20 protein-coding genes are annotated in these 21,704 nt (G+C 42.9%); 4 read left to right on the forward strand and 16 right to left on the reverse strand.

What is annotated here, in order from left to right; genetic code table 11:
• Window positions 1-203: 203 nt before the first annotated feature.
• Window positions 204-659 carry a TlpA family protein disulfide reductase gene (locus ACSQ2E_RS14560; protein ID WP_435991616.1) on the reverse strand — a complete coding sequence of 152 codons (456 nt, stop codon included), beginning with the start codon at window positions 657-659 and terminating at the stop codon, window positions 204-206.
• Window positions 660-772: 113 nt separating this feature from the next.
• The gene (locus tag ACSQ2E_RS14565) at window positions 773-1,315 is read right to left on the reverse strand and encodes a peroxiredoxin (RefSeq protein WP_435991618.1); all 543 of its coding nucleotides are present in this window, start codon (window positions 1,313-1,315) and stop codon (window positions 773-775) included.
• A gap of 356 nt (window positions 1,316-1,671) precedes the next feature.
• Between ACSQ2E_RS14565 and ACSQ2E_RS14570 the strand changes: the two genes are divergently transcribed.
• On the forward strand, window positions 1,672-2,538 hold the full coding sequence (locus ACSQ2E_RS14570; protein ID WP_435991620.1) for a mechanosensitive ion channel family protein: 867 nt from the start codon (window positions 1,672-1,674) through the stop codon (window positions 2,536-2,538).
• 37 nt (window positions 2,539-2,575) lie between these two features.
• Here ACSQ2E_RS14570 and ACSQ2E_RS14575 read toward each other — a convergent pair whose 3' ends face one another.
• The 11 genes from ACSQ2E_RS14575 to ACSQ2E_RS14625 all read right to left on the reverse strand — a co-directional run bounded on the left by ACSQ2E_RS14575 (window position 2,576) and on the right by ACSQ2E_RS14625 (window position 17,782).
• A complete protein-coding gene (locus ACSQ2E_RS14575) occupies window positions 2,576-5,347 on the reverse strand; it encodes a VWA domain-containing protein (protein ID WP_435991622.1) in 2,772 nt (923 codons plus the stop codon).
• Window positions 5,331-7,088 carry a vWA domain-containing protein gene (locus tag ACSQ2E_RS14580; protein WP_435991624.1) on the reverse strand — a complete coding sequence of 586 codons (1,758 nt, stop codon included), beginning with the start codon at window positions 7,086-7,088 and terminating at the stop codon, window positions 5,331-5,333. Before ACSQ2E_RS14580 ends, ACSQ2E_RS14575 begins: the two co-directional genes overlap by 17 nt.
• A gap of 9 nt (window positions 7,089-7,097) precedes the next feature.
• On the reverse strand, window positions 7,098-7,961 hold the full coding sequence (locus ACSQ2E_RS14585) for a DUF58 domain-containing protein (RefSeq protein ID WP_435991626.1): 864 nt from the start codon (window positions 7,959-7,961) through the stop codon (window positions 7,098-7,100).
• Entirely contained in the window at window positions 7,958-8,959 is a 1,002-nt protein-coding gene (locus ACSQ2E_RS14590; protein ID WP_435991628.1) for an AAA family ATPase, read from the reverse strand. Before ACSQ2E_RS14590 ends, ACSQ2E_RS14585 begins: the two co-directional genes overlap by 4 nt.
• Window positions 8,960-8,964: 5 nt before the next feature.
• On the reverse strand, window positions 8,965-10,452 hold the full coding sequence (locus ACSQ2E_RS14595) for a hypothetical protein (protein ID WP_435991630.1): 1,488 nt from the start codon (window positions 10,450-10,452) through the stop codon (window positions 8,965-8,967).
• A gap of 4 nt (window positions 10,453-10,456) precedes the next feature.
• Window positions 10,457-11,308, reverse strand: a complete 852-nt coding sequence (locus ACSQ2E_RS14600) for an ABC transporter permease (protein ID WP_435991632.1) — start codon at window positions 11,306-11,308, stop codon at window positions 10,457-10,459.
• Complete coding sequence (locus ACSQ2E_RS14605) at window positions 11,305-12,240, reverse strand: ATP-binding cassette domain-containing protein (RefSeq protein WP_435991634.1); 936 nt, start codon at window positions 12,238-12,240, stop codon at window positions 11,305-11,307. The genes ACSQ2E_RS14600 and ACSQ2E_RS14605 overlap by 4 nt, the downstream gene beginning before the upstream one ends.
• Window positions 12,237-14,642, reverse strand: a complete 2,406-nt coding sequence (locus ACSQ2E_RS14610; protein ID WP_435991636.1) for a DUF7408 domain-containing protein — start codon at window positions 14,640-14,642, stop codon at window positions 12,237-12,239. The genes ACSQ2E_RS14605 and ACSQ2E_RS14610 overlap by 4 nt, the downstream gene beginning before the upstream one ends.
• Window positions 14,643-14,869: 227 nt before the next feature.
• On the reverse strand, window positions 14,870-15,988 hold the full coding sequence (locus ACSQ2E_RS14615; protein ID WP_435991637.1) for an N-acetyldiaminopimelate deacetylase: 1,119 nt from the start codon (window positions 15,986-15,988) through the stop codon (window positions 14,870-14,872).
• 112 nt (window positions 15,989-16,100) lie between these two features.
• Window positions 16,101-16,808: a 2,3,4,5-tetrahydropyridine-2,6-dicarboxylate N-acetyltransferase gene (gene dapD, locus ACSQ2E_RS14620; RefSeq protein ID WP_435991639.1), complete on the reverse strand. Its 708-nt coding sequence runs from the start codon at window positions 16,806-16,808 to the stop codon at window positions 16,101-16,103.
• Window positions 16,809-16,903: 95 nt separating this feature from the next.
• Window positions 16,904-17,782 (reverse strand): LysR family transcriptional regulator, encoded by an 879-nt coding sequence (locus ACSQ2E_RS14625; RefSeq protein WP_435991641.1) that lies wholly within the window; start codon window positions 17,780-17,782, stop codon window positions 16,904-16,906.
• A gap of 110 nt (window positions 17,783-17,892) precedes the next feature.
• Here ACSQ2E_RS14625 and ACSQ2E_RS14630 point away from each other — a divergent pair, with 110 nt between their 5' ends.
• Complete coding sequence (locus tag ACSQ2E_RS14630) at window positions 17,893-18,618, forward strand: sulfite exporter TauE/SafE family protein (RefSeq protein ID WP_435991643.1); 726 nt, start codon at window positions 17,893-17,895, stop codon at window positions 18,616-18,618.
• A gap of 130 nt (window positions 18,619-18,748) precedes the next feature.
• Here ACSQ2E_RS14630 and cbpB read toward each other — a convergent pair whose 3' ends face one another.
• Both cbpB and ACSQ2E_RS14640 read right to left on the reverse strand, forming a co-directional pair.
• The gene (gene cbpB, locus ACSQ2E_RS14635; protein ID WP_435991645.1) at window positions 18,749-19,189 is read right to left on the reverse strand and encodes a cyclic-di-AMP-binding protein CbpB; all 441 of its coding nucleotides are present in this window, start codon (window positions 19,187-19,189) and stop codon (window positions 18,749-18,751) included.
• A gap of 155 nt (window positions 19,190-19,344) precedes the next feature.
• Window positions 19,345-19,590, reverse strand: a complete 246-nt coding sequence (locus ACSQ2E_RS14640) for a YkuJ family protein (RefSeq protein WP_034756109.1) — start codon at window positions 19,588-19,590, stop codon at window positions 19,345-19,347.
• Window positions 19,591-19,744: 154 nt separating this feature from the next.
• On the opposite strand from ACSQ2E_RS14640, the gene ACSQ2E_RS14645 reads away from it, so the two are divergent.
• Together ACSQ2E_RS14645 and ACSQ2E_RS14650 are read left to right on the forward strand one after the other, a co-directional pair.
• Entirely contained in the window at window positions 19,745-20,698 is a 954-nt protein-coding gene (locus ACSQ2E_RS14645; protein WP_435991648.1) for an MBL fold metallo-hydrolase, read from the forward strand.
• Window positions 20,695-20,928: a glutaredoxin domain-containing protein gene (locus tag ACSQ2E_RS14650; protein ID WP_435991650.1), complete on the forward strand. Its 234-nt coding sequence runs from the start codon at window positions 20,695-20,697 to the stop codon at window positions 20,926-20,928. The genes ACSQ2E_RS14645 and ACSQ2E_RS14650 overlap by 4 nt, the downstream gene beginning before the upstream one ends.
• A gap of 72 nt (window positions 20,929-21,000) precedes the next feature.
• Here the strand turns inward: ACSQ2E_RS14650 and ACSQ2E_RS14655 are convergent, their stop codons facing one another.
• Window positions 21,001-21,504 (reverse strand): DUF3993 domain-containing protein, encoded by a 504-nt coding sequence (locus ACSQ2E_RS14655; RefSeq protein WP_435991652.1) that lies wholly within the window; start codon window positions 21,502-21,504, stop codon window positions 21,001-21,003.
• Window positions 21,505-21,704: the final 200 nt, after the last annotated feature.

The raw sequence follows: 21,704 nt of genomic DNA on the forward strand, positions 1-21,704 counted from the left end.
ATTTCTCTCCCCTCCGTGTTCCATAAAAAAACAACGTACTACTAAATATATCGGCTTTCGAAATATTTATCTACCCTTTTTTAGAATTTTTTCCTTTTTGTGAATTATCCTTCAAATCTCACTATTCATTTATATTGTAAAAATGAAACCACAAAAAAAGATCGGTCTTTTGACCGATCTCTCCTCCATATTACGTTTGATGCCTATTCGCTTTTTTCCATTTCATCCAGGACTCGGTTCACACGCTTTTCAAGCATCTTCATACCGCTTCCCCCTGCCTGGAAGTGACGAAGGTTTCCATCTTTATCAAATACATAATAAGCAGGGACGTATTGATTTTCAAATGCATCTGTCAATTTGTGCTCACTGTCCACAAAGATCGGTTGAGTGATATCGTGCTCAGCAGCCACCTTTTTGATTTCGTCCAGATTTAAATCCTCCTCTGAACGTGGCATATGAACAGCCATTACGTTCAGTTTATCACTGTATCGGTCACGAAATTCATTTACTTGGGGCATCGCTTCCTTACAGAGGTGACAAGAAATCGACCAAAAATGGATAAGAGTCGGTTTGTCACCAACAAGATCCTTTTTTGTCACTTCTCCATTCAACCATTCAGTAGCGCCGGAGAGTTCCGGCATAGGCGCACGCAGTTTCATAAATATTGCCTCCTTCAATCAGTCTCGATATTTTTTGCTTACAAGATGACTTTGTCCATTTATGGGTAAAAAAAAGACCTAACAAACGGTTAGGCCTTTATTCTTTTTGAAAATTATAAAGTTTTTTGACCTGGCTTCCAGTTCGCGGGGCAAAGTCCGCCGGTTTGAAGTGCTTGAAGGACACGTAATGTTTCTTCAACGTCACGCCCGATATTGTTATGGAATACAGCCTGGTATTGAAGCTCCCCCTCAGGGTTGATGATGTAAAGGCCACGAAGAGCCACACCTTCTTCTTCAATCAGGACACCATATTCACGGGATACAGAATGGTTTGTATCTGCCGCTAATGGATAGTTAAGTTCTCCGATTCCATTTGCATTGCGATCGGTGTTGATCCATGCTAAATGGGTATGAATTGTGTCTGTAGAGACACCAATGATTTCTGCATCTAAGTCTTCAAACTCATCGTAACGGTCTGACATTGCTGTAATTTCCGTCGGACAAACAAATGTGAAGTCCATTGGATAGAAGAACAATACTGTCCACTTATCGTTTTTCATAGTTTCCTCTAAAGATACTTTACCGAATTCTTTGTTTGGCATTACAGCGTCCATTTCGAAACGTGGAGCCTGTTTACCAACCATACGTTCTGCCATGAATAAATCCCTCCAATGAGTGTTTGATGAAATAGTGTTTGTGAAAGGATGGCTTTATAAGCCTGTCCATTTCAACTCACAATTTTCATTATATAGGATTGGATTTTTTTAGTCAATTATAATTAATATAATATTATAATAATTATAATTTATTTCCATCATCCCTTAGTTGTTTTGCCCGAATCATATGTAATTTACTCTACCATTTCACTAATCATCTGGCAGCATTAAAGTTTATCATTTATCAACCAAGGAATAATCCAGTATGCTTTTAAAGGGGTATCTCCTTTGACATAACCTATGGAGTATTGTGTATACTAGAATGGTCTTTATTTAATAGGAAAGGATGTTTTGGTTTGGATTACATATTTGGTTTGACTGCTTTAAGTGATCGACTATCCAATTTTAATTGGAGCGGTCTATTAGTGACGATCGGAATAGGCGCACTGCAAATTTTAGCGATTTGGATCGCTTTTATTATTGTAAAAGGTGCTGCGAACAAAGTGATCGAAAGGATTTTTGACAAATATCGAAAGAGAAATGATGTATCAGTTGGTCGTGCTCAGACATTACAAAGTCTTTCAAAGAATATTGTCGGCTATATCCTGATTTTTATTTTCTTCGTTACAATCTTACAAATCTTCGGGATCCAGGTGACAGCGATCCTCGCCGGAGCCGGGATTGTCGGACTGGCCGTCGGGTTCGGTGCCCAAGGGTTGGTAAGTGACGTGGTCACTGGCTTTTTCATTCTTCTTGAAAAGCAGGTTGACGTTGGTGATTATGTGACGACCGGCAGCTTCTCTGGAATTGTGGAAGAGGTCGGTTTAAGGACGACTCATATCCGAGGCTTTGATGGGACTCTTCACTATGTGCCAAACAGGGAAATCACGAGTGTCAGCAATCATTCACGTGGAAACATGAGGGCACTTGTCGATATCGGTATTTCGTATGATGATGACATCGATAAGGCAATGGTCGTACTTCAGCAAGTATGCGATACTATTGCACAGGAAGATGATAACATTGTCGATGGCCCGAATGTGATCGGTGTTCAGACACTTGGTGCCTCTGATGTGGTTATCAGGGTGTTGTGCAAAACAAAGAATATGGAGCAATGGGGAGTCGAACGAAAGCTTCGGAAAGCATTAAAGGAAGCCCTCGATCAAAATGGGATCGAAATTCCTTATCCTCACCAGGTTTACATTGAGAAAAAAGAAGACTGAGGTAAGTGGAAAAGAGAAGGCGCTGCCTTCTCTTTCTTTATTTCTCCCTTCTCTTTCTTGCATCAAGAAGACGTTTAAGTCGGTCGTCATCATCATTTACTACAGGTGCCTCTTTTTTCTTTTCTCGATTCACTTCCTTGACGGATTCCTTTTTTTCTTTGGCCACTTCCGAAGCTGGCTGCCTGTCAGGTCTTTTCCCCTCATCATACCGGTGCTCCTTTTTGACTTTTCTGCCAAGCTGCTCGATGCTTGTTTTCTCTTTCACCTCAGGTGATGTCTTCGGTGGTTTAATCAGATCAAACACCAACTTTATCGGTGCAACACCGAATCTTCTTATAAAAATCTCACAAAAGAATAATAGGAATCCTGCCGTGATCAACATGGTTTGAATGGACTGTTTTTTAAACGAGGGGGAATGCAGCTCCCTGAATGCCCCTTTAACGGAAGAAGTTTTCCTTCCACCCGTCTCTTCTACGATTGTATCAAGTGACTGATATCCACCCTTGAAAGAGTATTCTTTCGAATAAGGGACTGAGAAACCTGTCTGAAATGAGCCACCTTCCTTTCCTTTTTTGGAAATGTTCATATTGTACAAACCAGGTGATAAACGTTCTTCAAACACGACTTCATAATCACCCGGTGCCTTTATCCTGATCGTTGCGGGAATCATTTTCCCATCTTCAGACAGGACCGCCACCTCAAGTGGCGATACGTTCCCCTCTGAAGATGACAACTTTAGTCGGGTATTTTCATTTTCTTCCTCCACATCGATAGAGAAAGGGTTCGAACGGATATCAGGAAACGAGCGGGTAACAAGCTCATTTAGAAATGCCGGCCATCCCTGCCACTGTGCAAAATCACCCGTCCATTTCCCACTCGTGTCAGACGTAAAGGCGAATGATCTTCCAAGACCGTATCTCCAGGTTGCCAGCACCGGATCGTTCTTTCCGCTTTCCAATTCCATCCGGGCCGTCCCTTTCAGCGAGGTTGCAATATAGGCATTCATCTGAGGAACACCGTCTTTAAATAAGGCAGACCAATCGGAGGATGCAACCCTTGGATAAAACGGTTGGTCTTCTATATACGTCCTTGTCGTGATCACCGTCTCCCTCGTTAAGATGCTCGGTATCACACTGGCATCGGTAACATCATAGAATCTTCCTTTTCCCCACTGTGATAAATTGTTCAGCAGTCCCCTGTCCGCCCCTTCTCCGATTGCAACAGTGGATAGGGTGATTTGTTTTTCATGGCCGTCTTCTACAAGTGCCTGGTAACTCCCGGAAGAGGCTGATTGCCCGTCTGTCAAAAGAATAATATGCTTTCTTTTTAATGGGAGATTCAGAAGACTCCCATAAGCCTGCTGCAGGGAGCTGTAGATTTCTGTCCCACCTCCTGGCGAAATGGAACGAATCTTTTCTTCTGCTTTTTTGCGATCAGTGAGTGGCTTCGTTTTGACGATATCCCACGGCTTGTCATCGAATGCAATGACTCCCAGGGTATCTTTGTCCCTTAGTAGGGAAACGGTCCTGGCAGCTGCCTCTTTGGCCAGGGACAACTTTTGGCCGTCCATGCTGCCGGAGCGGTCCAGAACGATCACCAGACCGAGAGAAGGCAATTCCTTCTTTCCCTTCACATCCATATCTACGGGAAGTAATCGTTCGATCGGTGTTTTAAAATACCCCCCAAGGGCAAAGCTGTCACTTCCACCGAACATAATGAATCCTCTTCCAAATTCTTTCACGCTTTTTTCCATTAGGAGCATTTTTTCCTCAGGGATGCTTGTAGCTGCTACATTATCAAATAGAATGGTTTGATATTGCAGATAGGATGTCACCTTGTCGGGCAGTTGTTCCGGCTTATATACATCGACGGTAAACCCTGCTGAGTTTAATAACGGTGTCAAGGCACTTTCCTCGCCGGCGTTTTCCACTAACAGGACTTTCGCGGCTCCTTCTGAGCGGGCCAAATGGTAGAGTGTGTTGTTTTCAGGACTCCCATCCCCCTTTGAGAACACTTCTGCCTTATACACCAGTAATCCCGATTCACCGACTACATGCTTGAACTGAAACTCGTTGTTGCCTTCTTGCACCTGATGGTTTTTCTTTATGATAAGCTGATCATTCAATGTAAGGCGCATTTCAATTTCTTTTTTGGTCGTGCTATACGTATTGACCGTGAGAGTAGTTTCTTCCCCTTCATATTGGATAGATGGAGCAGACACCTCTGTTATGGCCACATCTTCCTTGGTATCGGACGTGAGGGGCACCCAGTCAACCTCAATTTTCTTTCCCTTTAATAGAGGAATGACGTCTTCCCCTGCCCCCATCGTTTCCTTCCCGTCTGTCATGGCGATAATCCTCCCTCCACGTGGAAGAAGATTCGATGAGAATTCCAATCCTTCCTGAAGATTTGTGTTTCCTTCCTTGATTTCTCCCGCAAGCTGTTCTGGATCGTTCCTCTCATCTGAAACGGTATGTTCAATTGCCGCATTTTCACCAAATGAAACAATACCGTATTGATCCCGTTCATTTTTGGAATGTACGCTACGATTGAGAAAATCAAGGATACGGTCCTCTTGCAGGGATACTGAAGCTGAACGATCCGCCAAGAAGATGACCGGTTTTGCCTTTTCAGGTAAAACAATGGACGGATTAGCAAGGGCAAGGATCAGCATGCCCATGGTGCATCCCCTTAATATGGGAATGATTTTCCTTTTCCTATCTATCCCCTGTTTCGCAAAGAGGAAGAGAACAAATCCAAGGGGAATCAGGAGCAATAGCCAGAGGACTTCTTCAAATTCGATTCCCACGCCTGTAAACCTCCCACTCAATAAATAAGATCATGATCGCCAACATGAGAAACCAGGAAGACAGGGTTTGGGGAATGGGTTCTTCCACTTCTTCACCTTTTTCTTCCGTTGGTTTCATTGAAAACGCCTCGCCTCCCGGCTGTTTTTCTCTGTCGTCAAGTACGACGCTGAAGTACTTCATCTTGTCTCCTCGTACTGCTTGATAAACCCCGGGGGTCAGTGGGGCTTTAAACCATTCCCCTTGGTCCCACTCTTCTATAAACTCATCTTCATTTGAATAAATATCCCATTTCCCCGTGGGAAGAGGGACAGTCCTTTCTTCTCCCGGCTGAAAATAACCGATGAACCCTTCATCTTCTGATAAATATTGATAGACGTTATGAAGAAAGATTGGAAACCCGGGATGCAGGGGGAAGTCTGTGTCAGTAAGCTTGAGGTTCAGGACCACCATTTGAGCCCCTTTGTGCTCACCTTTCTGGATAAGCGGTACGGAACCACTTTGAGCGGTGGTATCCAGACCTTTCAATTCAATGGAACCTGCCTTTTCAACAAACACTTTTTCAAAGTCAACATGCTTTACAAGGGGGTCATCTTTCACTTCCATACCTGTTTTAAGGGCAGTGGACTTGTCCGATGGACCCGGGATGATCAGGGCAGGGTTTTTGATGGATAGCTCTCTCCATTTCTCGTTTGTCGTCACAATGATTTCACCACCTGATTTCAGCTGGTTCTCTTCTATGGTCTTCACATTTACGCCAAGTGATTGAAAACCCTTTAACAGGAAAGGATTGATCTCCCCTAGCATAAGGACAGACGGCTTTGAGGTTGCCTGAACGCTGGTAAGGATGTCATCCCCCATGTAATCATCCTGAAAATCAATCTCGGCCTTTAGTACAGGGCTTGAAGGTAATTTATCCAGTGGAATGACGACTTCCTTCCCAGCATCGATTTTGAGTCGCTTAGAAGTCACTTTTTGTTTATCATCGTATATGGTGATTGTCCCGGATTGTAACTCATCGCTTTGATTTTCGATTACGGCGACCCCCTTATAGGTAGTCCCCAATTTTTCCACCCCGAAGCTTGTAAGAGAAACATTCGTCGGATCTGGAATGAAATTATGAACCCTGATCGGTGTATGTATCCTTTCTTCTTTAAGATCAGCTTTTAATAACGAATCAGAATAGACATGAATGATCGATTTGGAACCCTCCCCAAGTGCTTCACCCAGGCGAAGAGCTTTCTTCATATCCTCATGATCATTTGTTACTGAAAGATTCTCCAATTGGTTGATCACCACTTGATCGTTTGATTCTTTTGAAACAACGGTTGAGATGGAATTCCCCACTCCTAAGAGGGTGACGTCCCCCTCGCTGTCTTGTATCAACGTTTGAATGTCCCTTTTAGCCAGTTCAAAGTGGGAGATCCCGTCCTGTGAGGCATTCATGGAGGCAGAGGTATCCAGTAAAATGATGACATGCTCTTTTTTCTCCAATTCATCGAGAGTATAAGGTTGGACCAGAGCGAACATCAACAAGGTCAGAATGAGAACCTGCAGGAGAAGAAGGAGGTTTTTCTGCAGGCGATGAAACCATGGTGATGCCTGCCATTCTTTCATTACCTCCTCCCATAATAGATTGGAAGGCACAATATAATCCCGGTACCGCTTCCTGAAAAAGTACATTAAAATGACAGCTGCTATAAAAAAAGAAAAGAAAAAAAACATTGGATTTCCTATTCCCATACCCTCACCTCAGCGGATCCATCCATTTTCTTTGAAATCCTTAAAGAATACTTTATTTAATGATGTAAGGGAGTTTGTACGCAGGTAGCCGAATCCCCATTTTTTGCATAACGATTCAATCATCGAGTTGTGTTCCATTAAGCGTTCCTGATACTTCCCCACTACATTTCGGTTCAATGATACATTCACTTCCTGGTGCTTTTCACTGTCAATTAATTTCACATCACCCTCATACGAAGGTGAGAGCTCTTCTTCATCCAGCAGTTGAATAAAATAGGTCATTTCTTTTTTAATAGACAGCCTTCTAAGGGCACCCTCAATCTCTGAAATAGATTCCATACCGTCCGATATGATAAAGGATACCGAGCTTTTATTCCGGACGCCTTTTATCAGGTCCCCAAAAAACGAAGTGCCCCCCACACTTTCTGCAGAAAGCTGCCCAATATCAAAGAGAATGCTTTTTGCGTCCCGGGATCCTTTTTTCATGAAACTCCTTTGAGCCCCGATACAATGCAGGGTAAGTCGGTCGTCATTCGAAAGGGCAAGGAAGGAAAGGGCTCCTGCCAACTCTCTTGCTCTCTCCCACTTTCTAACTTCGGTTACCATTGAGTTGGTGCAATCCAGATAAATGTGAACCTTACATTCCCTCTCATCCAAATATCTTTTAATATAGATTCTTTCGGTTCTGGCATATACGTTCCAATCGATTTGCCTGACATCGTCACCAAGTTCATAGAGCTGATAATCAGAGAATTCAAGGGAACTGCCCTGGTAGGTTGCCAGGCGGGAGCCTTTATGGTGACCCATTTTCAAGCGGCCCCCGTTGATCCTGTGCCTTTTTAACTGAGCTAAAAACTGGCTGTGAAAGTTCAAAGATGATCACCCTTTTGGACAAAATCGATTATTTCAAGGATAAGGTCATCGGTATGCACATTCATGGCTTCTCCTTCGAAATTCAGGATGATCCGGTGTCTAAGAACGAGAGGGGAAACTTTTTTGATGTCTCCTGTTGACACATGGTATCTGCCTTGTGTCAACGCACGGGCTTTTGCCATTAATATGAGGTTTTGCAGCCCTCTGGGTCCACTCCCATACTCGACATATTGTTTGATTCCTTCGGTTGTTTTCTCACATGCCGGGTGCGTAGCGTCTATGATATCGATGGCAAAATCAATCATTTCATCCGTCACGACGATTTCTTTGACAAGTCCCTGAATCGTCAGAAGCTCCCCTTGACTCAGCTTTTTCTCAAGAAAGACTTCCTCTGTTCCCGTTGTCCGCTTGATGATTTGTTTCAATTCTTGTTTAGAAGGATAGGAAACAAGCACTTTGCTCATAAAACGGTCAACCTGAGCTTCTGGAAGAGGGTACGTCCCTTCAAGGTCGATGGGATTCTGAGTTGCCAGGACAAAAAACGGCTTTTCTAACGTCATTGTCTCCCCTACCACCGTCACCGTATGCTCGGCCATCGCCTCGAGTAAGGCACTCTGGGTTTTGGGCGTTGATCGATTGATCTCATCCGCCAATACCAGATGATGAAACAATGGGCCTTCATGAAAGATAAAAGGGTGTTGATCATCACGGACTTGCTTCATGACCATTGTGCCAGTAATATCTGTAGGCATCAGATCGGGGGTGAATTGAATCCTTGAGAAGCTAAGATCCATCACATCGGAAAGGGACCGTACGAGCATTGTCTTCCCCACCCCTGGCAGTCCTTCAAGGAGAGTATGTCCTCCCGCCAGAATGGTCCAAAGAACCGCCTCTACAATCTCCCCTTGTCCGACGATGAACCTTTGAACCTCTGCCTTAACTTCAGTTATCTTCTCAGAGGCTTCCTTGAACTGCTGTTCCTTTTCTACTATATTCATCCTCTTCACTCTCCTGGATCAATTTCACTGAAATACGATTCGATGATATGCTCTAAATCTTTAGGAATGGTGGCTCGATCTTTTCCGCTTCGATACGAGGAATAGTACTGTTGATACACCTCTTCATAGGGCCTCAGTGACCCTTTTTGAACCGGTCCATCTGCTTGGAAATGATCTCCCCTATTACCATCACCCAATTTTCCCGTATCAAGTTCTATACGATTTTTCCCGCCTGTTTTTTCAGGAACCGAGAGCAATTCCCTCGCCCCCTGGCCACGGCCTGCGCGGGTGCCTGTTCCGTTGCCGTTGCTTCCCATTCCGGTGCCAGAACCCGTCCCGTACCCTTTGCCTTCTTGTCCGGAAGAGCTTGGTTTCCCGCTCCGTTTATTAGAAGAAGCAGCCTGCTTACTTGTTTTAGAATGGCTGTTGGGTTGATTGGAAGAAGCAGCTTCCTTTTGATCGGAGGATGTTTTTTGAGCTACTTGTCCGTGTTCAGTTGTCATGCTTTTCCCGATTGCATTACCTAAGAGATCGGCTTCCTGCTGCAGCTCCTCCTGAAGGTTGGCTATTTCATTCATTTGACCGGACCCTTTTGTTTCCTTCATTAAATTCGACAATTCTTCCAGGGAATCAATACCCTTCTTTTTCATTGCCCCAAGCAACTGATCTTTCTGTTGGTCTGACAGTTGATTAAACCCTCGCTGAAGTTTATCACTGTCAGTCTCTTGTATGGCTGTTTTTATATGGGGTAAGTCAATTCCGTCCACCTCTTTCTTTACTTCCTGCAGCTTAGCCTGCCGTTTTTCCATCATTTTCTTCTGAAGGTTCAGTTCTTTCACTTTTTTGGTTATTTCTTCATAGCGCTCTGTCGCCGCCTTCTTTTTCTTAAGCTGTTCGTTTTCCTTTAACAGCCTTTCTTTAATAGAAGCATTCTCTTTCTTTTTTGCCTGTTTGGTTATTCTTTTGTCTGATTGGGCAATGATTTCCTTTTCCTTCTCCATTCGTTTTGCTTCTTGAAAAGTGGCATCCCGTTGGGTGAAGATCAGAAAGGATAAGAAAACAAGCAGCACGGTAGAAGTCAGCAACCCGGGATGAATGGTTCTTTTTCGGTACTTTTTCATTTCAGGAGGGGTTTCTTTCATTTTCACAAGGGCATCCCGGATGATCAGCGGTGATAATACATGACCTTCTTGAATACTGCTATAAGCGGCAGTGACTCTATTATCCTCAACGAACCGATCATAAAATATAGCACTTTCCTTCAAGGTTGGTCTTCTAGGAAAAGATACCACCACACCCGAAATCACAATGAAAAAGATCCCACTCCAAAGGATTCTATCCCAATAGGGAATGACGATGATTGAGGCTAAAGTGGTCAAGCATAGAGCAAAGGCCCCTGCCAAAACAAGCAGGAGCTGGATGACATACCATAATTGCCTGATCAAGAGCTTTTTTCTTAATTGTTTTAGTAATTGAAGAAATTTTGCGTCCATCTTCTCACCCTTTATTTGTGCTCTTCACCTTCATGCTCGGTCTCAGCTTCATAATGCTTAAGGAAAGGGAAATCACAGCAAGTATTGAATAGATAATCAAGAATGAGATCCACAACGGAAACTTGATCCCGCTGCGTGAATAAATTTCATCAATCGCCATCGGTTCAAAATGCCCCATGATGACAATGGCAGGATTGAACATGGCTATGAGATAAGGCACCGGAGTGTTCTGATTCTGGTAAGGGCCGTTACCGATTGCCATGGAAAGCATAAAGAGAAACAACGTCCCCCCTACCAGAAATAGAACCGTCGCATAGGTTGTGACCATGGACACAATCGTTTTCCTTATGACTGTTGAATAAAACACGCCGATCGAACCAAATGTAAAGACGAGAAACAAACTGTATCCAAACACAGTGAGTAAATCGGAAGGAGATACGCCGCCGAATAAGAAAACAAAACTGTATAAGGGCAAGCTGGATATTACAAGCAATAACAAATAAGAAACGGATGAAACGAGCTTGCTTAAAATGATGCTCATGGAACTTTGTTCTGTCGTCAGCAACATGCTTAACGTCTGTTTCTCTCTTTCACCGCTGATCACGCCCCCTGTTAAACCCGGGGTGATGAATAATACGAGAGCAAGCTGCAGGAATGAGAGAACCATAAACATCACCCTGCTTTCTTCCGGGCGAAAATAGCCAGTATTCGAAAATCTGGTTTGCATATAGATGAAGCCGATCACCACGATCCCTACGGCAATCAAGTAGCATAACATCCCGATGAACGCTTTAAATGAACGGAAACGAAGCTTGAATTCTTTATTCAACATGGGATTGATGAGTAATTGTTTCATGAAAGGGTCACTCCTTTGGTGATCTCCATAAAGACATCCTCCAGATTCGTCTCGGTTTCTTTGAAACTCAAGATAGGAATATCATTTAGGATGGCTTTTTTGAGTAATTCAGTTTGCCCGGTCTCGTCACCCTTATAGAGAAATTGAAGAGTTCTGCTATCTTCATTCACTTCGATCTTCGAGACAAACGGATCATCTTCGAAAAATGCAACGGCGCTTTCAACCAGTCCCCTCACCTTTACCACGATCAGTTTATCTGCCTGAAGTTGAAATTGGATATCCGATACAGAACCATGGGCCACAAGCCTTCCATTATCGATGACCCCGATTTCATCACACATTTCTGCGAGCTCAGGCAGGATATGGGACGAGATCAAGATCGTTTTGCCCATTTTCTTCAATTCTTTAAGAATTTCCCTCATCTCGATTCTTGCCCTCGGATCCAGTCCCGAAGCAGGTTCGTCAAGTATGAGTACCTCCGGATCATGGATGAGACACCTGGCCAAACATAGACGCTGCTTCATCCCCCTTGATAAAAGATCCACATAGGAATCTTTCTTATGAGTTAGATTCACCAATTCCAATAGCTGAGGGATGAGCTTTTTTCTCTGGTCAGCAGGGATTTTATAGCTTGCACCATAGAAATCAAGATACTCTTCCGCTTTCAATTGATCATACACACCGAAGAAATCGGGCATATAGCCAATTTGTCTCCGGACCAATTTAGGCTCTTTGCTAATATTGAATCCATTCACCGTGGCCGTTCCGGTCGTAGGAGCCAGTAGTGTGGCCAGTATGGAAAACGTCGTGGACTTCCCTGCCCCGTTCTGACCGACAAACCCAAATACGGTCCCTTTTCCAATGGATAAATTCAGATCGTCCAGGGCCAGAAATGACCCATAACGTTTGGATAAGTTGTGAATTTCGATCATGGCTGTACCTCCCCTTTCAAAACAATGGCAGGAAGACGAACGAACGGATCCCCTTGAGAACGTTTTTCAAACTCAAAAACGATTTCCCCATTGTCATTCATATAGTTGTTCACATTCTCTTTAACCTCTATAGCACCTGCCGATGTCTCTTCAAGAGGGATCTTTTCGTCCGTGCGTGGTTCTACAAGTGAGAACTTAAGGACCCCACCCGTATGAAGCGTCATATTTAATGAATGAAGAGTGACCTTTGACAATTCGATTTGTTTAGGGATTTGAATGGCCATTTCATACGTTCCATCCTCCAGTCCCATTTCATCTGCCCCATTATGGGAATAGTGCTCGATGATTTGCCCTTTTACAGGCTTGACATCAAGATCAAGCTGCTCACTCCGAAGGGTAAAGGCTCCCTTATACGTACCAAGAGAAGGAAAATGCTGATAAAGCAGTGAGAAATTATCAGATTTCGATTCTTTATTCTTTATGCTCATATCGAAAATCCCAGCTTCCGTATATCCAAAAATGACGGGAGAGTTATTTTCATTATCGGAAGAAATCATTTGTGATGCGAAGTTTTCCAAGCGTTCTTTCTTTTGCTGCTTTATGCTCTGTTGATTCGGAAACGGTGCCGACATATTGGGATTACCGATCGGTGATGATAAATAGTCAGTCGAAAGCTTTTTATCGACACTAAGTGTTTCCCCTGCCTTCACTTCACCAACCCGGTAGATTCGGGATCCCGACCATATATAGACATCGGTGAAATCGTAAGGGAAAGCATTTTGTATCTTACCCGAAATAGTTTTATCCTTCATACTTAATTCCGGGATGAATTTCCCCAGGTCCTCTCTTTCACTGGTTCCCAAAACAGTTCTCGTTGACCAGTACTCCACATTCCTGAACGTGATCTTTCTTTGATCCTTATTCAATTCTTCAATGGCGAATTTATACTGATTGCCCCCACCTGGATTATTTCTCATCCTTGCCGGTGTAAGCTCTAAATGATTCCTGTCATAAACAAAGTCGTAGTCCCCGCCTGTGTTTGAAAGGGCTGTGAATGCTGAAATCCCATGAGCACTCTTATCCTCTTCCACCTTCAAGATGTTCATTTGATTTAAATGAGGCTTTGAGATTCTATCTTTAGCGCCTGTTATGAATATTCCCGATGAGACAAGGATCGATATGACAGGGATGATCCACCATGCCTGTTCACGTTTATCCATTTTTCTTAATAGGAAATAAAGGAGTGGCACGATGATAACCAAGTACAGGATCAGAATGATGACTAATGTGCTTATTTTAAAATTTGTCGATGGAAAGAGTTCATTACTATCAGCAACTTCATAATAAATCCTCTCAAGGAAACTTTGGTCACCATTGTTCTGACCAAATAAGAAATATGGTTCTGTTTTAGAAAGCATGTTTGCAAACCAATCATCATAGTGTTCCCACCCGTTCAAAGCAGGATCTCCCAAGGAGAAAGATGTTTGCCAAACTTCACCAAGACCTCTTGCGCTCTTTACGACTAAAGGGATTTCCCCTTGTTCCGCCACCACTTCTGCTTCATGCTTCACTTCCCCTTTATAGATGGTTAAAGAGCTGAAAGAAGCCTTCATGTCTTTCTTTACACTAAAGGAAGACGTATCGGAAAGTGTCGCTTCTTCCTGTTGAGTTAGAGGAGCCATATCGGCTAAAGAACCAAGTGTATCTCTCAGATGAGGGGCAGCCCCTATAAATAGTACCCCTCCATTTTCAACCCAGCTCTTAAGGACCCCCTGTTGTTCCTGACTGAGTTCTGTTACGTTGAATTGGTCTATGACAATATAATCAAGCATCTGAAGACCGCCCTGTTCCTCAGGAAACGTTTCCTTTGTAAGTGTCAACGCCTCGACCCGGTTTCCTCCCATGGTTGAACCCTTGATTCCATTCAAGCGATCAGGATTCTCACTTAATAATCCAATTGTTGTATTATTGTTATAAATGAAATTAGGTGTTAAGCGTTTATCTCCTTTAAATTTCACTTCTTTCCCATTTTCCCATGATCCATCAAACAGATGAATGGTCTGGAGATTTGAATTGTGTCTGATCTCATCATTGAATCCCGGAATGGAAAATGTGTATGTACGGACTGAGTTGGCAGGAACATCGATGGACAGCGCCCTCGCTCCCCCTGTCTGATAGGATGGCGCATAATCAAACAAAAGGTCGCCTTTGAAATCGGAACCTGTATTTTCTACGGTGACTTTAAGAGGAAAGCCCCTGCCTTCCTTTACTTTTCCGTCGATTCCTTCTTCTACTGAAATTTTTATTGGTCCTTTTGCAAGTGTTGTATCCTGTATGAACAGGAACATCAATAAGCCTAAGAACACAACGAATAATACTTTCCCCCACCTATTCACATGCATTCCCCTTTCTCTTTCTCTTTCTCTCTAGAACATAGACGAAATGTAACAGGAAAAAGTTTCTTTTTATTTTTCCTTAATTACCCAACTTCCACAAGTGTAATTTTACACTATTTTCACGTATTCGCAAGACCGTTTTTGAAATTAATGCCAAGTATTTTCTTTTGGGTGGGTTGAAAGCAAAAAAAATCACGGAAGGTATCCAAGATACGTTCCGTGATAAAGATGGATTATTTTAATGAACCGATAAAATCCGCAAGAAGGGTGATGGCAAAGTCAATGGCATCTTCGTTCGGGTTTAATCTAGAATGATGGAGTCCGTATGGGGAGTCGACACCGAGCCAGAACATAAAGCCGGGTATTGCCTCAAGCATATATCCAAAGTCTTCTCCAGTCATCGCTTCTTTGCAGATGACAAGATCCCGGTTGGTTTCCCTCAGGAAAGACATAAAGTGGTTTGTCCATTTGCGATCATTAAACACCTGCCGGTACATGCTGCCATAACTCACTTCGATTTCACAGTCATAGCTGATTCTCATTCCTTCGATCAATGCTTCCAACCGCTCTTTCACACTAATCATCGACTGGGGTGACAGGGTACGGATGGTCCCTTCCAATCTTGCCGTTTCTGCAATGATATTCTGGACAGTACCACTTTCCATTTTTCCGACTGTAATGACCGCACTGTCCAATGGATCAACATTCCTTGAGACGATCGACTGCATTTGGGTGACAAAAGAAGAAGCCACGACAATCATGTCCTTGGTATGATGGGGGTAGGCAGCATGTCCTCCTTTACCTTTAAAGTCTATGAATAGTTCAGACGTATTGGCAAATAGCAGCCCTTCTTTAACGGCAACCGTCCCCACTTTATATTCCGGGGCAATGTGCAGGGCAAATATACAATCCGGCATCCATTCCTTCATGATTGCACTTTGGAGCATCGGCTCTGCCCCACCTGGTCCTTCCTCTGCGGGTTGGAAAATGAAGAGAAGGTCATCTTCAATTGGATGGTGAACAAAATGGGTGAGAACCCCCAATTCGATTGTCATGTGAAAATCATGTCCACAGGCATGCATCTTCCCTTCATGTGAAGAAGGGAATTCAAGCCCCGTTTCTTCCTGGATCGGCAGGCCATCAATGTCCCCGCGGTACCCGATCATCTTCGTAGGTCTTGTGCCATGAACCTTAACAAAAAGGCCCGTTTTCCAAGTCTTGATCTCTAATCGGTCAGCAGGAAGGGTGCTCAAATAATTCATTATGTATGCTTGAGTTTTAAACTCTTGAAACCCAAGTTCTGGAATTTGATGGAGATCTCTCCTGATTGACTTAAAGTCTACTGTTGACATGGGAATCCTCCTTATAGGGAAAATAGAATGATGGATGAGGAAAACCGGAATCTACAAGAAAAGAACAGACGATAACCGTCCGTTCTTTCTTCATCCTCTATGATTGAATGAATTACAGTTGACGTAATTCTTGTTTGATTTCTGTCTTTGATTTTGTTTTGTCATCAATGTCTTTCAATTTCTTCGCAGGGGTACCTGCCACAACCGTGTATGGAGCCACATCATCCACCACAATCGCTCCGGCGGCCACAACAGCCCCTTTTCCAACCGTTACACCTTCGAGGACAACGGCATTGGCACCAATGACGACATCGTCTTCAATAACCACAGGTCTAGCAGATGGCGGCTCAATGACTCCTGCAAGCACTGCACCTGCCCCGATATGACAATTCTGTCCTACAGTTGCACGTCCACCCAGTACAACATTCATATCGATCATCGTTCCTGCGCCTACGACAGAGCCTATATTGATCATCGCCCCCATCATGATGACCGCATTGTCACCGATTTCGACCTGGTCGCGAATAATGGCACCTGGTTCGATCCGGGCCTTCACTCCTTTAAGATCAAGAAGAGGAATCGCAGAATTTCGACGATCATTTTCCACTACATAGTCTTCGATTTTATCTTTATTCTCTTCAAGAATAGTAGAAAGCTCACTCCACTCTCCGAAAACCACCCCTGAAGTTCCTTGAAGGAACGTTTGGGCAGAGCCGAAGTTGATTCCATCCAGATTACCTTTTACATAGACCTTAACAGGAGTCGATTTAGTACTATTTTGAATAAAAGAAATAATTTCGTTTGCATCCATCATGTTCATGAGAATTCCCTCCGTAATTATGTATATATTCAGAATTCGTTTCTTGAATTACTTTATCAGATTAAAGGGTGGAAGACAACCCATAAGGTTGAATCCTATGAGTTTTCATGGATGAATTCGTTTACAACTTTCACAAATGCTTCCACCTGCCGTAATTGAAAGGCAGACTCGTAACCAAGTAACCATGTATCACGGTGGATGAATGAATCATGCTCATCGATGAGGGGGATTTTATAAATGTTTTCTTCCATGCCGTCCAATGTGATGGCTGGCAGGATGGCGTAACCGATTCCGTTTAAAGTCATCTGCTTACACGTTTCAATTTGATCCACAACAATCGTCCGCTTAGGAGTGGTCTGGAATTGGCGATGCCACCAGTCTTGTATTTCCTGATAATAATTCGAATCACTTTTAAATTGGATAAAGGGACGATCCGTTTTCATGACTTCCTCTATGGATTGGATTTCTCTATCCACCAAGTACAGTGTGTCCTGAAATAAATGGTGTTTTGGTCCTTTCCAATCCGGCGTGCCCCGGATGATCCCGATATGTACTTCGTCTTCATAGATTGCTTTAAGAATTTCACTGCTCCATCCGGTCATCAAAGATATCTTGGCATGTGGATAGGTCTCCACAAAGCGCTTAAGAACCTTCGGAAGCCAATTTTGTCCTACGATCGACGCACAGGCAATCTTCAACGTTCCGTGCACTTTAAATTCAAGTGCCTGTATCCGCTCCCTCACACTTTCTTCCTTCTGCAGCATCTCATCTGCAAGCTCCACGACAAGTTCTCCAGCGGGAGTCAGTGAAAGGCCTTTTTGGGAACGGATAAATAATTTCGTCCCCCATTCCTTTTCAATCGTCTGCAGTCTCTGGGACAAAGCAGGCTGAGACACAAATAACCGTTCAGCTGCTTTCCTCATATTCATTTCCTGGGCAAGTACATGAAGCAGCTGATATTCCGAAAATGCCATTATGTTCACCTTCATAAGTTTTTCTTATATTATATCTTAACTTATATAAAATTTCATTATTAGCTGAAGTCGAATACACTGAGAGTAGATAGAAAAGAGGTGTGGCACTAATGGAAGTGATATTATTTTTTACAGGTTTGATTGTAGCTCTTATCGGGACGCTTGCCGGAAGCGGCGGCCTGATCGGTATGCCAGTCATGCTCCTAGTGGGGTTACCGATTCATACCGCGATTGCAACTGCTAAATTTTCAAATATTATCAGTTCATCTTCGAGTTTTATTTACCTGGTGAGGGAACGGAAAATTACATGGAAGGAATGTTTGCCCATTCTTCCCATTGCACTCGCCGGGGGGCTGTCAGGGGCCTTTCTATCGGATAAAATACCCGCTTCCCTCCTTGAATGGATGGCTTTCTCCTTCCTTCTCTTTGCCCTGGCATTAAGCCTGCTAAAGGGATTCCAGCCGAAGGAAAGAACACAGAAACACTACAGGGTCTACGGGCTTCTGTATTTCATAAGTACGTACGACGGATTGTTCGGACCAGGGCAGGCTACGATGCTCATGTACACACATTTATTTCATGGACTGTCTTATTTAAAATCAGTCGCCCTTACCCGTTTTCAAACGTTTGTCAGTTGCTTAGGGGCATTCACTGTCTATTGTCAAAATGGTCATGTTGAATGGGGTGTCGCCATTCCGTTTGCATTGGGGGCCCTAATAGGAGCTCAGCTGGCAGTAAGACTCGCATCAAGGCTTTCTATGAAACACCTCCGGATCCTTTTAAACATTTTGACATTCATTTTGATCTTGCAACTCGGTAAGAACTTGTTTCTTTAAGGAAGGTCCATAGAACAGCATAGAAGAAATGAAGCTAACGGTAGCTCTACCTTATCTAATGAAAGAACAAAGAGGATGACAAGTGTGCCATCCTCTAACATTTTCCCGGTATGTAACTGCCATAAAGGTTTTAATCCCTTTTAAACAGCTGTCGTTGAAGCTGCTTTAACACAACTCTTCTTGTCATGATTCCTTCAAAATAGCCATCGTCGGACAACACGCATAAGAATGGGTGGTCGACTAAAAAGTCCAAAGCTTTCTTGAAATCTGCTTGTAAAGAGATAATCGGAAAATCTGTTGTCATGACTTCCTCTACCTTTTTCGCTTCAAGTTTTTCAAACTCAAAACGTTCGAGACCCAGAATTGAATCGGTAATTAAACTTGAACTGATCAATCCCTGGAAACGGAACGATGGATCAAGGACAGGGATGGCTGAGTAACCGCTCTTTGTGAGTAATAGTAACGCATGTTCCAGGGAATTCCCCATTTGAACATGAGCCACCTTCTCAGAAGGAATAATGAAATCCTTAATATTCGTTTCTAATAACTCCTTGCTACTCAATGAAATCATGTATAACCCCTCATTTAATCAATAAGAATTTGCGTGACGCTTTTAGACAAAAGAAACTGACTCTACCCATTTTAACATACTGGAAGAAAAATGTATGTTAATACGATTGGTTTAAAGACTAAAAAAGATAACCGGATGGTTACCTTTAGCTTGTTTTAATCTTGTTGGGCTTCCTGTAGAAGTTCGAAAATTTCAATGGCTGTAATGTCTATGTTATCAAAAGGAAAGCTGTTTCCTTTTTCATTCATGACTTCAATCTCGAATGTATCCTGCTTGGGAAGATACTTCACCTCACAGATCTTCTTACCATTGTATTCAAAAAATCGTTGTTGAGTTTCCCCTTGTTCACCTTGTTCTTGTAATGATTTTAATCTTTGTATAATTCCAAGAAGCTGAGACATAATCACTCTCTCCTTTCCTGATCTAATTCTTGGTCATAGCTTTTGCATTGTACCAGATTCTATCCTGTGAAATCTAATGTTTTGTCCTTTTCTACTTAAATTCCTTTATAATGAAAGATGATTACTATCTTCTCTCAATGAAAGGATTGATTCGATGAGTATTTACCGTATAGATTCCCGAATATCATTAGTTGATCTAATGGATTTATCCTTAAAGGAACGCACAGGCAGTTATATAATAAACGAAGAGGCACTGACCATTATCGAAACATCCGCCAGTCCTTCAATCCCTCATCTAAAAAAAGGTCTCTCTAAGTTAAACATTAATCCTGAAGATATTCAATACATAATTTTAACCCATATCCATCTTGATCATGCTGGAGGCGCAGGTCTTTTTCTAAAAGAGTGCCCAAACGCAAGTATCATAGTCCACCCGAAAGGAAGGCGTCATCTCATCGATCCCACCCGGTTGATTTCAGGAGCAAAAGCGGTTTATGGTGAAGAATTCGATGGACTATTTGACCCGATCGTACCGATTCCTGAAGAGAGGATACTGGTGATGGCTCATGAAGAAAAGCTGAGTCTCAGTGATACGTGCACGCTAACGTTCTATCATACCCCGGGACACGCCGATCATCACCTCAGTATCCTTGATTCCACTTCAAATGGGATATTCACAGGTGATACGTGTGGAATTCAATACACCACTGGGTCGAAGCGTTTTTATTTCCCTTCCACCTCCCCCAATCAATTTGATCCTGAAAAAATGAAGAATTCCATTCGCCTGTATAGAAGCCTTCATCTCGACCGGTTGTACTTCGGTCATTACGGGGTAAGCGAGGAAGTATCTTTTGCCCTTTCAGAAGTAGAAAAATGGCTGGATCTTTTCATAACAAAGAGTGAGGAACAGTACTCCTCCCATGTTACAATGGAGGAGAACGTAAGAACCATCACTTCTCTATTAATTGAACTTACAGGAAGGGAATTGGTGCAAAAAGGAATCGATCCAAATAACCCTATTTTCTCATTGCTGGAGTTGGATATGAACGTTTCTGCAATGGGGATCGTAGATTATTTCATAAAACAAAAAGGAGACCGTTCATCATGAAGGAAGTCACACTATATACTCAACCCGAATGCCCACCCTGCGAAGTGGTCAAAATGTTCTTGAAAGAACATAATGTGAACTATAAAGAAATCAACATAAAAAAAGACGAACAAGCAAGAAACTATCTTATCAATCAATTGAAGTCTTACTCCACCCCTACCGTCACCATTGATTCGGTAGTCATTTCAGGCTTCAACCTCGAAGCCCTGTCTGCTGCCTTAAACATATAGTTCCCTTTATTAAAAAGGTGGCCCCAAGATGCTTTCAATCCTTTAAGCATCCTTTTGGGCCACCTTATCCTATTAGTGTGATTGTTGAGCCGATTCCGGTAATTCGTACGTTATCGAGGAAACCTTCCATGTCCCTTCTTCTTCACTCAACACGACGGCTTCGATGCCGTTTGTGCTGGAAACCGGCCCTTCCTCATCTTCTGTTCTTTCTTCCCAGACATACCATTTCCCATCTATGTATTGTGCCTTGGTGGAATCATCATAATGGAAATATGGTACATAGTGCGAAGCGAAATCAGAACCGAAAGTAATGTACCCACCGTCTACCTCATATACGTTTTCCTTCATAAAACCTGCTGTCAGACTATGTGTTAGATACTTTGACAGCTTCTCCTCAATTAGATTCTTCGATTGTGGTTTTTCACTCAAGGCCACTTGAGTTTTAAAAGTTTCCTTAACAAGGGCTAAGGCATTCTCCTTCGTGAATCCGGATGCCTGTATTTGACTGGCCTGCCCACAAGCTGCTGTTACGAGGACTAAAATGAAAAGTAATAGCGATAATTTTTTCTTCCCCATGTATTTTCACTCCTATTCCAGTAGATGAAATTATTGTAGCAATAGAAAAATGTCGATAGCATACCATTCTTTCACTAAATCATAACAATGACTGACATATTTTTTGGTTTGATTGTAAAATTCCCCCTGCCAGTGGCGCTTAAACACATTTATTGATGGTACAATTAACCAAAAAAAGGATGCCACATGATATTCATGCA

It is taken from the genome of Rossellomorea sp. LjRoot5 (assembly GCF_964253455.1).
In the GTDB taxonomy this organism is placed as follows: domain Bacteria; phylum Bacillota; class Bacilli; order Bacillales; family Bacillaceae_B; genus Rossellomorea.

Coding starts and splice junctions, on each gene's coding strand:
- ACSQ2E_RS14655 (WP_435991652.1), bottom strand. CDS start 21,504: ATGGGGAAGAAAAAATTATCGCTATTACTTTTCATTTTAGTCCTCGTA.
- ACSQ2E_RS14560 (WP_435991616.1), bottom strand. CDS start 659: ATGAAACTGCGTGCGCCTATGCCGGAACTCTCCGGCGCTACTGAATGG.
- dapD (WP_435991639.1), bottom strand. CDS start 16,808: ATGAACATGATGGATGCAAACGAAATTATTTCTTTTATTCAAAATAGT.
- ACSQ2E_RS14645 (WP_435991648.1), top strand. CDS start 19,745: ATGAGTATTTACCGTATAGATTCCCGAATATCATTAGTTGATCTAATG.
- ACSQ2E_RS14590 (WP_435991628.1), bottom strand. CDS start 8,959: ATGAATATAGTAGAAAAGGAACAGCAGTTCAAGGAAGCCTCTGAGAAG.
- ACSQ2E_RS14625 (WP_435991641.1), bottom strand. CDS start 17,782: ATGGCATTTTCGGAATATCAGCTGCTTCATGTACTTGCCCAGGAAATG.
- ACSQ2E_RS14580 (WP_435991624.1), bottom strand. CDS start 7,088: ATGGGAATAGGAAATCCAATGTTTTTTTTCTTTTCTTTTTTTATAGCA.
- ACSQ2E_RS14600 (WP_435991632.1), bottom strand. CDS start 11,308: ATGAAACAATTACTCATCAATCCCATGTTGAATAAAGAATTCAAGCTT.
- cbpB (WP_435991645.1), bottom strand. CDS start 19,189: ATGATTTCATTGAGTAGCAAGGAGTTATTAGAAACGAATATTAAGGAT.
- ACSQ2E_RS14605 (WP_435991634.1), bottom strand. CDS start 12,240: ATGATCGAAATTCACAACTTATCCAAACGTTATGGGTCATTTCTGGCC.
- ACSQ2E_RS14565 (WP_435991618.1), bottom strand. CDS start 1,315: ATGGCAGAACGTATGGTTGGTAAACAGGCTCCACGTTTCGAAATGGAC.
- ACSQ2E_RS14630 (WP_435991643.1), top strand. CDS start 17,893: ATGGAAGTGATATTATTTTTTACAGGTTTGATTGTAGCTCTTATCGGG.
- ACSQ2E_RS14610 (WP_435991636.1), bottom strand. CDS start 14,642: ATGCATGTGAATAGGTGGGGGAAAGTATTATTCGTTGTGTTCTTAGGC.
- ACSQ2E_RS14650 (WP_435991650.1), top strand. CDS start 20,695: ATGAAGGAAGTCACACTATATACTCAACCCGAATGCCCACCCTGCGAA.
- ACSQ2E_RS14595 (WP_435991630.1), bottom strand. CDS start 10,452: ATGGACGCAAAATTTCTTCAATTACTAAAACAATTAAGAAAAAAGCTC.
- ACSQ2E_RS14615 (WP_435991637.1), bottom strand. CDS start 15,988: ATGTCAACAGTAGACTTTAAGTCAATCAGGAGAGATCTCCATCAAATT.
- ACSQ2E_RS14640 (WP_034756109.1), bottom strand. CDS start 19,590: ATGTCTCAGCTTCTTGGAATTATACAAAGATTAAAATCATTACAAGAA.